Origin of the sequence: Okeania sp. SIO2C2, assembly GCF_010692625.1 — a bacterium.
GTDB lineage: Bacteria > Cyanobacteriota > Cyanobacteriia > Cyanobacteriales > Microcoleaceae > Okeania > Okeania hirsuta.
Map to the genome: position 1 here is coordinate 72,848 of NZ_JAAHGM010000002.1, position 13,791 is coordinate 86,638.

At 33.3% G+C, this 13,791-nt stretch carries 7 protein-coding genes, 1 tRNA gene and 1 pseudogene; 1 reads left to right on the forward strand and 8 read right to left on the reverse strand.

The features are described 5' to 3' along the window. Nucleotides 1–875: 875 nt before the first annotated feature. A complete protein-coding gene (locus F6K18_RS01210; protein WP_287517866.1) occupies nt 876–4,700 on the forward strand; it encodes an ATP-binding protein in 3,825 nt (1,274 codons plus the stop codon). A gap of 173 nt (nt 4,701–4,873) precedes the next feature. On the opposite strand, the gene F6K18_RS01215 is transcribed toward F6K18_RS01210, so the two are convergent. The 8 genes and pseudogenes from F6K18_RS01215 to F6K18_RS01250 form a co-directional block, all read right to left on the reverse strand. Next, nucleotides 4,874–5,371 (reverse strand): hypothetical protein, encoded by a 498-nt coding sequence (locus tag F6K18_RS01215; RefSeq protein WP_287517869.1) that lies wholly within the window; start codon nt 5,369–5,371, stop codon nt 4,874–4,876. Nucleotides 5,372–6,045: 674 nt separating this feature from the next. After that, nucleotides 6,046–6,417 carry a CAAD domain-containing protein gene (locus tag F6K18_RS01220; protein ID WP_287518197.1) on the reverse strand — a complete coding sequence of 124 codons (372 nt, stop codon included), beginning with the start codon at nt 6,415–6,417 and terminating at the stop codon, nt 6,046–6,048. Between the two features lie 807 nt (nt 6,418–7,224). Next, nucleotides 7,225–8,658: pseudogene (gene gltX, locus F6K18_RS01225) on the reverse strand (glutamate--tRNA ligase); the annotation flags it as partial. Nucleotides 8,659–8,870: 212 nt separating this feature from the next. Next, nucleotides 8,871–8,944, reverse strand: a tRNA-Asp gene (locus F6K18_RS01230). Between the two features lie 940 nt (nt 8,945–9,884). Continuing rightward, complete coding sequence (locus tag F6K18_RS36310) at nt 9,885–10,088, reverse strand: esterase-like activity of phytase family protein (protein WP_353734985.1); 204 nt, start codon at nt 10,086–10,088, stop codon at nt 9,885–9,887. Further along, a complete protein-coding gene (locus F6K18_RS01240; protein WP_287517871.1) occupies nt 10,003–11,010 on the reverse strand; it encodes an esterase-like activity of phytase family protein in 1,008 nt (335 codons plus the stop codon). Before F6K18_RS01240 ends, F6K18_RS36310 begins: the two co-directional genes overlap by 86 nt. 804 nt (nt 11,011–11,814) lie before the next feature. Then, the gene (locus F6K18_RS01245; RefSeq protein ID WP_287517872.1) at nt 11,815–11,988 is read right to left on the reverse strand and encodes a hypothetical protein; all 174 of its coding nucleotides are present in this window, start codon (nt 11,986–11,988) and stop codon (nt 11,815–11,817) included. Nucleotides 11,989–12,138: 150 nt separating this feature from the next. Continuing rightward, nucleotides 12,139–13,671 carry a TM0106 family RecB-like putative nuclease gene (locus F6K18_RS01250; protein WP_287517873.1) on the reverse strand — a complete coding sequence of 511 codons (1,533 nt, stop codon included), beginning with the start codon at nt 13,669–13,671 and terminating at the stop codon, nt 12,139–12,141. Between the last annotated feature and the right edge of the window lie 120 nt (nt 13,672–13,791).

Consider the following 13,791-nt stretch of genomic DNA (forward strand, 5'->3'; position numbering starts at 1 on the left):
CAACCAATTGTAAAAACCGCTAGTGATGATGGGTTATTAAACCCAAAAGAAAAGGATAAATTTATAAAATATCAGTGGAAAAAACTAAGAGTTAGAGATGTTTTATTTGTGTAAGTATCTCTAGCTCTTTTTTATTGTCTGAAGTTAGTAGAAAGACGAGGGAAGAAGGCTTTAGTTATCTAGGATAGAAGGAAAAATTTTGTGTTGTCTGAGTTTTAAGCTTTTGATATGTCCGCGCCTTTTCCTTCGACTGCTATAGTTTTCAGCTACATTTATAGGGGCAAACTTTTACAAAATATTCTGGATAGTTAGTTATCGTATTATTCAGGAGAAAAGAGAAAGAAGAAAGGAAGAATAAGAGTGGGAATTATCTGGGGATATACCGACATTTTTTGTCTGCGTTGAATGGAAGTAGAGAATGCGATAATTGTATAACTGGATTTGGTAAAAAAAATCAGAAAATGAACTCCAGATATTACTTTTTGGTACTTGAGAGTAAAAATTTAATTGCTAAAATAGAGATAGCACAGAAAGGCGATCGCTACTTTCAAGTCTGTGAATAAGATATGATTTTTATCTCTACAAAATTACTATTGAAAAAATTAATCAAACTTGAAAATAAACTCAAAGAATTAAGTGGTGGTGAGTTTAAAAAATTTGCTGATGTTTACCTTCAAAAAAAATTGAACAAGTTAAGTAAATTAAATCATTAGGGTCTGTATCGGGAACTAAAAAAATCAGAAAAGGAACTCCAGATATTACTTTTTGGCACTTGAGAGTAAAAATTTAATTGCTAAAATAGAGATAGCACAGAAGGGCGATCGCTACTTTTAGGTTGACAAATAATATATTATTTTTATCTGTATAGAATTACTATGTCAAAAATTAATGAGATTCAAAATAAACTTAAAGAATTAGACGGTGGTACATTCCAAAAACTTGCTGATGCTTACCTTAATAAAAAAATTAAACAGCTTCACCAAATTAAATCATTAGGGTCTGTAATTGGAGCTGATAAATCAATAAAAGGAACTCCAGATACTTTAATTATTCTGGAAAATGGAAAGTATATTTTGGCAGAGTATACAACACAGCAAGAGAGGGTCTGTGGAAAATTTAAGAAAGACCTCCGCAAATGTTTTGATGAAGAAAAGACTGGAATACCAATAACAGAAATAGAAAAGATTATTTTATGTCATAATTCTACTCTGACTACAAAAGAAGAAAAGTCTCTGAAAAAGGAATGTCAGAAGTATGGAGTTGAGCTTGATATATTTGGTATTGACTCTATTTCTTTTGACCTTTATCAAAATTATCCTGGTATTGCTAAAGATTTTCTTGAAATTAAAGTAGATACTCTTCAAATAGTTGATATTGATGAGTTTATTACTACTTATAATGAAAGAACAAATGTTGTTCCTCTAGATACAAAGTTTTACTTTCGGGAAAATGAAATAAAGGAAATATTACAACGACTTGAGGAAAATAATCTAGTTATAGTTTCTGGTAAAGCAGGAGTAGGTAAATCTCGATTTGTTTTAGAGTGTTGTAGAAAGTTTGTAGAGAAATATTCTGAGTACAAAGTTCAATGTATTTTTAATAAAGAAAGAGATATTTTTGAGGATATCCATGTTTATTTTTCAGATGAGGGAAGTTATCTAATTTTTGTAGATGATGCTAATCGGGTCAAAGAATTTAAGCATTTTATTAATTTTCTTCTGGATAAACGTGAAAATCAGCAAATTAAAATAATAGCTACGGTTCGTGACTATGCAGTTGAGGAAATTAAAAAAGTAGCACGTTCTTATAATAGTAATTTAAACCCACTAAAAATCAACCCATTAACAGATAAGCAAATTGAGCAACTTGTTAAAGAAGAATACAAAATTCAGAATCAATTATACATAGAAAGAATTGTTGATATAGTTCAAGGTAATCCTCGTCTGGCAATAATGACTGCTTTGGTAGTAAAGGGAGAAAAAACTGTCGAAGCTCTTAAAAATGTATCTGATGTTTATGATATATATTATTCTTCAATTAGAGAAGATATTACAGGTTTTAAGGATGAAAGTTTATTGAAAGTTGCTGGTATAGTTGCTTTTTTCCAAGTGGTAGATTGCTCTAACGATGAAATGATGGAAAAGATTCAAACAACATTTTATATTGACAGGGAAAATTTATGGAAAGCAGTTCGTAAATTATATGAATTTGAGTTGGTAGATATATATGAAAATGAGATTGCTAGAATATCTGACCAAGTTCTAGCTACATATCTGTTTTATCTTACTTTTTTCAAGGAGAAATTGTTGAAATTTTCCGTTCTCTTAGATAATTTATTTCCTCAGTTTCAATATAATTTTGTTGATGCTCTTAATCCTGTTTTAAGTGCTTTTGATAGTGAGGAGATTATCAAAATACTTACTCCAGAGGTAGACCGAGTTTGGAAAATTTATGAGGATGCAGGAGATGAGAAGAGTTTAATTGAACTGATGAAACTTTTTTGTTTTTTTAAACAGACAGAAATTCTCATATATGCTAAAAATTGTATTGACAAGATGGAAGTCGAGTCAGTAGATATTTCAACTTTAGATATTCCGTCTAATTCTAATATTGACATTCCATCATATTCTATTCTTGACTTACTTAGTTTATCGAGTAATTTTGACGAACAAAATTTTCAGATTGCTATAGATTTGCTGTTTGAATATCTGACAAAAAAACCACAGGAACTATTACAGGTGTTTCGCCTTCTTATTGAAGTGTTTGGATTTGAACATGATTCCTACATAGCAAAATTTATTAGTCAGTCTATAGTCATTGACAAGCTACTGGAAAAAGTAAATCAAGGAAAAAACAAATTATTTGTCAAACTATTTTTTGGTGTAGCGGAAAAATATCTCAAACTTGAATTTTATACTTCTAAGCTTAAAAATAAAAGAGAGTTTTTATGGCGTCAATTTCCCCCACTACCTACACCAGAATTACTTAATTTGAGAAATAAAATTTGGCAGGGAGTATTTCAGCTCTATCAGATTGATATTTTTGAGAAAGAGGTAATCAATATAATTTATCAATATAGTAAATCATATTCTAAGTTTCCTGTCGGTGAAATTATTAAGCAGGACGCTGTAGAAGTGCTTGACTTTATTGAAACTCAGTTAAATCCTAAAGATTATTATCATTGTCTTATTGTTCAGAAATATTTGGATTTTCTAGAGTCTCACCAAGTTGAATTTAAGAATGAACTAAGAGAACGATTTGTCAATGAAACTTATAAGGTGTTTAGGATACTTTCAGATAATTGGAATGAGAGAAACAACTGCTATTTAGACGGGAAAGAATATAAGCAATTTAAGCAAAATCAAATCAAAGAATATTTTGCCAATTACGATTTTAAGGATTATCAGGATTTCTTTGAGAAATGCCATGAGATAAAAGCTGTAACAAAAGAGAAAAACCATTACTCTTCTGAATTTCCCAGTGGTAGAATAGCTGAAGTTATTTTTCTCACCTGCGAAAATTCAGAGCTTTATTTAGATGTACTGAAATATTATTTCAATTTTGGCGACCCATTTCAACTTAATTATTTTCTATTAATTGAGAAATTAATTGAAATTTCTGGAGTTGAAAAAGCTTTTGAATTGCTCAATCAATTTGATTTTACTTCAAAAAGAAAATGGTTATTTGGATTTTACAGCTTACTACCTGAAGACAAAATTACATCCGATTATTTGGAGCAACTATATCACTTATATCGGCAAAGCGAACTTGATGAAATACCACAAAGATTTGACTTTCTTCTCAAATATCGTGACTTAGATAAAAATGTGGTTGCTCAGGTAACAGAAATTATTCTGAGTAAAATTAATGAACAGACAAATTATGCCGATCCTTTTGATTTTTTATTTAATCCTTACACTCAGGTCAATGAGCGTTTAATTGAGTTATTCACAGAAAAACTTGATGTACTAAAACAAGCATATTTATTAAGTCAAAAAATCAAGGGATACTCATCTAACTCTGAAGATATATTTACTCGCATTCTTGCTGCTGACCAAAAAAATTTCATAATTGAATATATTGACTGGGTATACGATGAGGAAAGAAAGTTCTCAAACTTCCGAGATGATTTAAACTATACATTTCTTTGGAAACATGAAAATTATCAGGAACTAATCACTCAAGTAGTTGAGCATATTTATCAGAAAGAAAAGGAATTATCTATCTCTATATCCAGAAATACTATTCTCGAAAGAAGATTTTTTTTGGAAGTAACAGAAGAAGAGAAAGTTGTTTTTGAGGATAGACAAAATAAACTGCTAAAAAGTCTGATTGAAAATAGATATACAGATATTGATTTGATGCAATTATTGTTTAGCGTAACTACAACATTTCCCTACGAAAGACGTTATCAATTTATCGATCTATTTTGTCAGTACAATCAAAATTTTCAGGATTTTAAGAAACTTCCCATAGAACCTGATGTTAAGAATTATAAGGAACTTTCCTCAGAAGATTATATTTTGAGTAGCTCTAAGAATATTGAAGCAACACATAAAATCGTAAAATATCTTAAATTACTACTGCCAATTTTTAATACAATAGAACTTCTGGAACACAAGCAATATCTAGAAAAAGAAATTAAGTATTTTGAGAAGTGGATTGAAGATGAAAAAAAGCGTAATTTTATAGAAGACTAATATCATATTCCCCCTCCGGGGGAGCTACGCTAACGGACGGGTCAGTTATAAATAAAATTTCAGAACTGACAGTACCAAATAAATACTGAAATTATCTTTACTTTTGTTCTTTTCGCTCAATCAAGAATTATTTTTTAAATGAAAATCTCCACAACTTCACCCCAGAGAATATATCAATCTTCCTTAGTAATTTTAATGACATAGGGATAATATTTATTTCTTTGATAAGAACCTACCCAAACTTCATAAGTACCTGAAAACCATTGACCCATAATTCCAGGATTTTTTCCTTCAAAGTCATCATTACACCAACTACCCCCAGGACCTCTAATTACTAAAGTTGTATCTTCACTACTTTTAACTTCAAGTTTAAGGGATTGAAAAAAGCCATTTAAAATTAATCTATGATCTGGTTTTCGATCGATAAAACCTACACAAGGTCCAGTTACCGTGTCATTTCTGCCTGTTGTTTCTTTTGCAGATACAGGACCTCCACTTAATCCTCTAATAATCATTCGGTTTTGAGGAGATTTTGGATACAGATTTACATCTTCAAATATAGGTGTCAATTGTAAATCTTGGGATAAAACAGGACTGATTTTCTGTATCCCAGCTAATGAAAATAATACTACTAAAAATAATATTGTTTTTCTTCGTTTATTTTTATTCATTTAGAGTGCTGTTTTCGGATAAAGAAATTCAAAATAATTAGGTCTTATATCATGTTCGGTTGAACAGTGATAAATAAATAACTACGGAGTCCTCAGGAGTCAGTCCTCAGGAGTCAGGAGAAAAGAGGGAAGAAAGAAGAAGAACTGGAGTTGAAGGAGAAAGTTTTTTTATAACTAATTATCCGGACATGATATTACCGATTAAATATCAAAGCATTTATATAGTAATTTCATTTGATTTGCGTAAAAAATCTGGTCGCTTTTAGACAACAGGTAAGAAGGTTTGCCGAACTTTTTACTCTTAGCAAATAACTAACTCTTGTTTGACATTTCATTTGAAAACGCTATAGATAAAGGTTAAAGCCTTTTTTAGGTTGAAAAAAGTGCCAGATTTTCAGTTCAAAACCATCAAAAAGTTAGCATGAAAGGCAGAATAATTGCATAAAAATCAACAGACAAATATATATGAATACCTCCTATTTAAATTCTATTCCCCCTTCCTCCTAACTACTATCTACTCCCCTACTCCCCCACTCCCCTACTTCCCTACTCTTTAAAAAAGACTTTTTCAGCAAACCCTAATTATTGGGGGAATTTGAAACAAACATTTTTCTGGTTTACTTCGATTTTTAATTTCCCCCATGTTGTTTTCAGTATCTGAAACTATTAGAAGTTTAAGACTTTTTGCCCACAATTTCTGCTTTGATACCTTGAATTTTATCTAATAATTCTTGCCGATTAGATTTCCGCAGCAAATAACGGTAAACAAACCATACTGAATATCCCATACCTATCAACTCAAAGCTAATTGATAAAGTAGTAATTCCTTCTAAAGCTTCTAGGAAACCAAGAATTAATCTGAAGGTTAATATGATTAAGATCAGCGAACCAATTACTTTAAGCTGACGTTGATATGTTTGATAGAATTGACTAATGTAATCAGGAAAGTTAGCAAAAGTATTAATCAATTTTTCTTTAATCTTTTGTAGTCGATCACTCTCAACGGTTTCATTAGTTGTTGTGTCTACAGACTTTTGGTCATCCAAGGTTGAAGTTTCAACTTGAGCAGCAACTTGTTGTTCTACGGTTTCCGGTTTTGTAGTAAGAGTTTTTGCTGTTGATGTTTGTTTTTCTACAGTTGGTTTTACCGTTCTAGTTTCTCCCGTAGGAGTTGTGGGAACTGTAGGAGTTTCTGTTGATGTTTGCTTTTCTACAGCAGGTTTTACTGTTTTAGTTTCTCCAGGTGGAGTTGTGGGAACTGTAGGAGTTTCTGTTGATGTTTGCTTTTCTACAGCAGGTTTTACTGTTTTAGTTTCTCCAGTTGGAGTTGTGGGAACTGTAGGAGTTTCTGTTGATGCTTGTTTTTCTACAGTCGGTTTTACAGCTTTAGTTTCTCCCGTAGGAGTTGTCGGGACTGTAGGAGTTGCTGTTGGTTGCTTGTCTACAGTCGGTTTTACCGTAGTTGGAGTTGTGGGAACTTTGGGAGTTGCTGTTGCTTGCTTTTCTACAGCAGGTTTTACTGTTTTAGCTTCCCCACTCGGAGTTGCTGCTTGTGCCTTATCTATAGTTGGTTTAACAGTTTTAGACTCACCTTTGGGAGTCGTAGTTTGTTTCTGTTTCTCTACAGTAGGTTCAACAACTTGAGACTTACCCGTTGGAGTTGTTGCTTGTGCTTGATCTATAGTTGGTTTAACACTTTGAGACTCACCATCAAGAGTAACTGATGCTTTTATTTTCTGAGCTTGTTGTTTTGGTGGAACAGACGTTTTTGAAGTTGCTGTTTTTATTTCAGCAAACCCTTTATTACTATTAGCAGGAGCATTTACTTTTTTACTTTCTTCAACCTCCTGACCTATAGCTTTTTTGAAGCGTAATATATCAAAACCCCTTTGATGCAGAAGTAACCATGACTGAATTAAATCTGGCCCTTGCATGGCACCAGTTAAAGACGCCCTTAGAGAGCGCATGACAATGCCTTTCTTCACTTTAACTGCCTGAGTCACCCTTTTAATAATTTTTTGTGCATCACCCACTCGCAGAGGTGCATCACTATCTATCCCCTCAATAATAGAATTAATAGATTTTACAGCATCTTCTTTCTGCATTTGTGCTGCTGCTTCTGCATCCAGTTCTACAGTGGGGGAGAAAAATAACTTACTCATTTCTACTGCATCTGTGAGGCGAGTCAAGCTAGGTCCAATCAATGCGGCCAATTGTTCTAACCAAGGGCGATCGCTCTGTGGGTCTACTTCATATCCTGCTTTTTGCCATACGGGAATTAATCTATCAGTCAGTTCTCCTACTGGTAAATTATGTAAATATTGACTATTTATCCAATCCAACTTATCCCAGTCAAACTTACCTCCCGCTTTATTCACTCTCTCAAAAGTGAAGTGTTGAGCTGCTTCTGTCAGGGTAAATATTTCTTGGGTTGAGTCTGGAGGCGTCCACCCAAGCAAACACATATAATTTGCTAGCGCTTCCGGGATAAAACCTAATTCTTTAAAATCAGAAATTGAAGTTACGCCATCCCGTTTTGACAATTTGCGTCCTTCTTGATTAAGAATTAGAGGTGTATGAGCAAATTCTGGTACTTTTCCCTCTAGAGCTTCATAAAGTAATATTTGTTTAGCTGTATTAGCAATATGGTCTTCACCACGAATTACATGGGTAATTTCCATATCCATATCATCTACTACCACTGCCATATTGTAGAGGGGTTGTCCCACTGTCTTTACACTAGCAGCACGGGAGATGACCATATCTCCACCCAAGTCGCTGCCCTTCCAGGTTACTGTCCCTCTAACCAGGTCTTTCCAGTTAATTGTTCGGTCATCGTCAATTTTAAAACGAATTACTGGCTGTCTTCCTTCTGCTTCAAAAGCTGCTTGTTGTTTAGGTGTAAGGTCACGGTGGCGGTTGTCATAGCGGGGTGCTTCTTTTCTAGCTTTCTGAGCTTCCCGCATTTCCTCTAGTTCTGCTTCTGTACAATAGCAGCGATAGGCTAATCCTTTGTCTAGTAACTTTTGAGTGGCTGTTTGATATAATTCTAACCGTTGAGACTGGTAGCATGGCCCTTCATTCCATTCTAATCCTAACCAGGTCAATCCCTCCATAATATTTTCTGTATATTCTGGACGCGATCGCTCTATATCTGTATCTTCTATTCTGAGGATAAATTTTCCTTTCTGGTTTTGGGCAAATAACCAGTTAAATACAGCCGTTCTGGCTGTACCGATATGTAAATTTCCTGTTGGACTTGGGGCCAGACGAACTCTAACACTCATATCAATTTCTATTTTAGTTTTTTGTTTTTAGATTCTTTTCTACATCCTGGCTCAATCTGAGAAGATATCAATTTTACCAGAGTGATATTAAAATCTATAATTTTGATACTGATTTGATTCCCTACTTTTATCATAAAATATAGAGTTTCACCAAACAGCAGTTACTGTTCGTATGATGTTCAGTATATTCTGAGGTTTAAGTTGTCTCTCTACGGGACTGACGGGATTCGAACCCGCAACTTCCGCCGTGACAGGGCGGTGCTCTAACCAGTTGAACTACAGTCCCTTATTTTCAAGCCATGTACTATTATGGGGTTTTTCTTTTTATTTGTCAAGCATTTCTCTAAATTTTTTTTCTCTGTATTGTTCTAAGAGCTGAAACCTGAGACTATAGTAAGGTTTTGATACTTAATCTTTTAACGGAATTGCCGAGGTCAGATATTAGGGCTGAAACAGTAAATCTACTGACTACTGAATAGTTAAACAGGTAGTTTACCCTAAATATACTATGGCACTATAGTTTTTATTTTGCTGCTTGATATGGTTGGTCGGCAAGTTCTATAAATTTCCACATCACTAATGACTACTGAATAGTTAAACAGGTAGTCTACCCTAAATATACTATGGCACTATAGTTTTTATTTTGCTGCTTGATATGGTTGGTCGGCAAGTTCTATAAATTTCCACATCACTACTGACGATTAACTACCAGGGTCATTTCATTCTAGATTTTGACAATGAATTTATTGATTTTCAGACAGCGAAAGATAAATTTCCTAAAGCTGTAAATAACGTGGTTTCGTCAATACATAAAATGGCACAGTTTAGAATGAAATAGCCCTGATTAACTACTGAATAGTTAAACAGGTAGTCTACCCTAAATATACTATGGCACTATAGTTTTTATTTTGCTGCTTGATATGGTTGGTCAGTAAGTTTTAAAATTTCCACATGACTACTGACTACTGGTACTTACACAAAATCAAGCCAGAAAATAGGATCAAATATAGATGGGCAGAGGCTTTTACATCAAAAAGGCATAAATCCTGAATAACCAGGGGTTCTAGCCATTTTTAAGGCATCGACGTAATTCCCTTGTCTAGACTGAATTTGACGCATTTTTCCTACGATAAAATGTCTAAGTACCACTACTGAATAGTTAAACAGATAGTCTACCCTAAATATACTGTAGCACTATAGTTTTTATTTCGCCTACTGACTGCTAACTAAAGATTAGTGCTAAATATCAAAATCTGAGTAATTTGTAGAGGGTTAAAATTATTATCGCTAACTAGGATGAGCGATCGCTGACCGTCTGCCAATTTTGGGCCAAAAGTTATACCTTCAATATTGTCTAAGACTATTTCTAGAGTGCTGAAATCTAAGAGTAATTTTTTTTTGCACTGGAGAAATATCAGTAATTTGATTATTTAAACCATCAATTTTTTGAATATTATCTGCATCTGATAAATCTATTTGGAAAAGTTTAATTACATTTCCTGTTCCTAGGGAAAAAGATCGTTCTAAACTTAAAAGATGAGTATCATCTAACGCAAGTAAATCGACTAAACCATTGGTACTAAAACCACCTAGATTATTAGAATTAGTAGCAATAGGTTCTGTGATGTATAGAAATTCTGTTTCTGGCTGACCTTTAGCTAAATCATACCGTATAATTCGACAGTAGCTACCCATACTAAAAGTTGGTTCTTCGCCATCTTGAACTAAAGCATTTTCTGTAGCGGTGAAGAGATATTTTTGACTAGGAGTAATAGTTAAACTTTCAAGAGCCAGATTATTTCTAATTCCACTGTTTGATTGTATGAAAAATTTTTCAGGGATTGGCAAATTTCGTAGTTGTTTTCCTGTGAGAGAAAATTCTCTAATAAATGGTTGTATTTGACGTTCCCTATCTCCTTCAGAAGAAATAAATAAAGTCTCTCCTGTAAAAGTCATTCCTTCTGGGTCAATACTCAAAGCTGGAAATGGTTTACCTGTTTCATTTGATAAAGTTGTGACATCTGTAAAAGTTACAGTTTCCTCTGAAATTTCATCTTGCTGTAGGTCAATTTTCAGAGTATAAAATCGAGCTGGTGCTTTGCTACTACGGTCATCAGAAATTGCATAAAAAATTTGTTTTTCTGGATTGTAAGTTATGGCAGAAAGCCCACCAACTTCTGTATTTTTAAATTCTAATCTTGTGGGAAAGTTTACCTCTTCTAAAAAAGTTATTTGAGGAATAGTTGCTTGAGTTATTGAATTAATTATTCTGTCTGTAATTACAGTAATAATCAAACAAGTAATTAAGGTGATAATTAGGTATTTATAAGTTCTATGTTTAAAGATATTCATATATAAAAGTCTGATAGGGAACAGGGAACAGGGAAAGAGAAACAGGGTGCATCTCAATTTTGAATAAAGCCAAAAATTTATCGCTTTTAGGCAACAGGTAACAGGGAATATATAGGAAAAAATGGCGTTGGTGAATCAAGCTATGAAACCTAAATTTTGCTAAATATAAAATGCTTTTCAGTTAATAGTTTGGCAATTGCCATTAAAGCACAATCATAGCCAAAATCACCAATGCCGAAAAAAGTATTTTTGCAAATATGATATCCACCCGAAAAACATAATAAAAAAGAGGGAAAAAGTTGAAGTTTTATAATTTATGGAACGTAAGCATTCAGCTATTAGCTGTCAGCTATCAACAATAATAACTTGCCTTTAAGGAAGGAGTTTAAATGCATATAGAATTTAACAACTTTTGTCATAAGATTTAACTCTGACTAGATTAATACAGGGCATTGCTGAATTAAGGTATGAAAGTAGGTTTATAGGGAACAGGGAACAGGGAACAGGGAACAGGGAACAGGGAAAAGTTAATATTAACAAGTAGTTCAAACCATCCAAAATCAAAAATCCCAAATACAAAATTATCAAATCATACCCACCAGTCAGCAACGCCTAATACAGCTTTGAAACTACACCAAAAGCAATAGCTGATAGTTAATAGCTAACGGCTGAATGCTTACTATGGAACTTATCATTTTTTTATTGTACGAATAAATCACAAATTAAGATGTAACGAACTTTTTTGAATTTGGTATTATTTTCTATTGATATAGATAACATAATACTTTCTCACCTTCCTTCTTCTTAATTATGAATAATTGCTTCTTCTTTCTTCCTTCTTACCGAATCATTAAGGTTTAAAGCCTCTCCTTTAAAAGAGAAACAAGCGGTCGTTAGCGCAGCTTCCCGAAGGGTGGGATGGCCATCTTCGGAGCGGGTCTGTAAGAACGGGTCTCCTCGCCATATCCAATCGACCAAGAGAGAAAAAATTTTCATGATTAGTCAATCGTCTTCTTTTCAAGGAGAGGTAATAATTAATAATTAATAATTAATTGTTGAACTCTTCCTTCTTCCTTCTTCCTTTTTCCTTCTGAAGACTTTACCTTGTCTATTCGACGGTTCCTATATCTAACTCCTGACTCGGTCCTCCTGACTCCTGACTCCTTCTTCTAAAAATTTTAACAACCATTCTTTAATATCATAAGTAGCATAACAATCGTCTTGATTATAAACAATAATTGCATCTAAAAAAGAGCGATCGCCAGTTTTCAACCATTCTTCATACCAACAGACAGATTGAGCGCCATTAGCTTCGGGATTCCGCCATTCAAAACCTAACCAACGAGCAATATTTTTGAGGGAATAACTTTCTACAGGCAATATAACAGTTTGAGTAACAACTTTATGAATATCCACAAATCTTTTCAACAATGGTTTCCACAGATAATCTGGAGTGTTATAAAGTTTAGCTAATTTTTTGACAGTTTGAATTTCATATTCACAGAAGTGATAAATTGGAGCTATAGGATATTTCCAAACTAAGTTTAAAAATTGATACCAAATAAATTCTTCATCTAAGGGATTTTCGGCTAAATTAACATAGAATTTTTCTGTATTTTTGCGTTGATCAACTACTAAGACACCATGTAAATAATCTAGATTAATATCTGGTTGAGCTTCAATATCAAAATATATTTCTACAGGAGCATTGACTAGCCTAGTTAATTTGTAATAATTAATTGGTAAAGTTTTACTATCTATTTCTTCGGTCAACTTTTCATTTCTAATAATTACTTTATTTTCCCAGACAGATTGAGCTTGCTGCACAACTTGTGTACCGACTCCATCAGCAAATTCAGGATAAACTTCTAAGTCATTAGGATTAGCAGAACTTAGGGATTCTAAAGTTGTCAAATCGAGACTTTTCAACACAGCATAACGATTAGGAGTAACCCCAGGCAAAAGAGATAAATGTTTTTGAGTTTCCGCAACAGTATGACAACTACTATACCAAGTACAAATACTACATTTTTGCCGTGTCATAAATACTTCTGGTTCTAAGGGATTTTGCAACATTGAAATTAACTCAGAAATAGTTTCCTGCATTTGCTCAATTCGCTTTTCTAAATTAACCTTATATAACCCTTTCTTTCGGAGAATCAACCAAGCAGTTTCTGGCCAAACTTCTTGAATACTTGCTAATATTTGAGCGTGGAAAGTAGCAACTATTTGATATTCTAATTTCGGACGTTTGCTTAACTTAATATCTGTGGGAATATAAACCCAATCACCAAACCGAGAATATCCAGGCTGTTTAATCAATAAAGCTGGATGACTGACCAAATTAATAGTCTGATTTTGTGAGAATGAGTTGATTGAAGATTGCTGAATAATTAATATTCCCTGATAAATAACATCAATACCTGCTGCCATTAATACTTCTGTAGCTTTTCCTCCTGCAATTAAATCTCCACGAGGATAATCAGGCTTTTGATAAATATAATTCTTGATAATGCTCGACCTAAATTCCGAACTATCCTTAATTAATTTCAGCAGAAAATCATTAGGAGAATCTTGTTGCGTAAAATCTCCATAGGTATCTAAAAATACTTTTCTAGAACAACGTTGATAAGAAAGTAGCTGAGAGTCAGTTATAAACATTAATTATTTAGTTAGTGAGTCAACCACTTTGCGGAAGTTAAAAATCCAAAATAGCACAACTAACTATATATATATAGTTAGTCTAGTCCACTTGTTGAATTGAGATAAAATCGAGATATA

Excerpts from the sequence above, each read along its gene's own strand:
- F6K18_RS01210 (WP_287517866.1), top strand. The coding sequence starts at position 876 with ATGTCAAAAATTAATGAGATTCAAAATAAACTTAAAGAATTAGACGGT.
- F6K18_RS01215 (WP_287517869.1), bottom strand. The coding sequence starts at position 5,371 with ATGAATAAAAATAAACGAAGAAAAACAATATTATTTTTAGTAGTATTA.
- F6K18_RS01240 (WP_287517871.1), bottom strand. The coding sequence starts at position 11,010 with ATGAATATCTTTAAACATAGAACTTATAAATACCTAATTATCACCTTA.
- F6K18_RS01250 (WP_287517873.1), bottom strand. The coding sequence starts at position 13,671 with ATGTTTATAACTGACTCTCAGCTACTTTCTTATCAACGTTGTTCTAGA.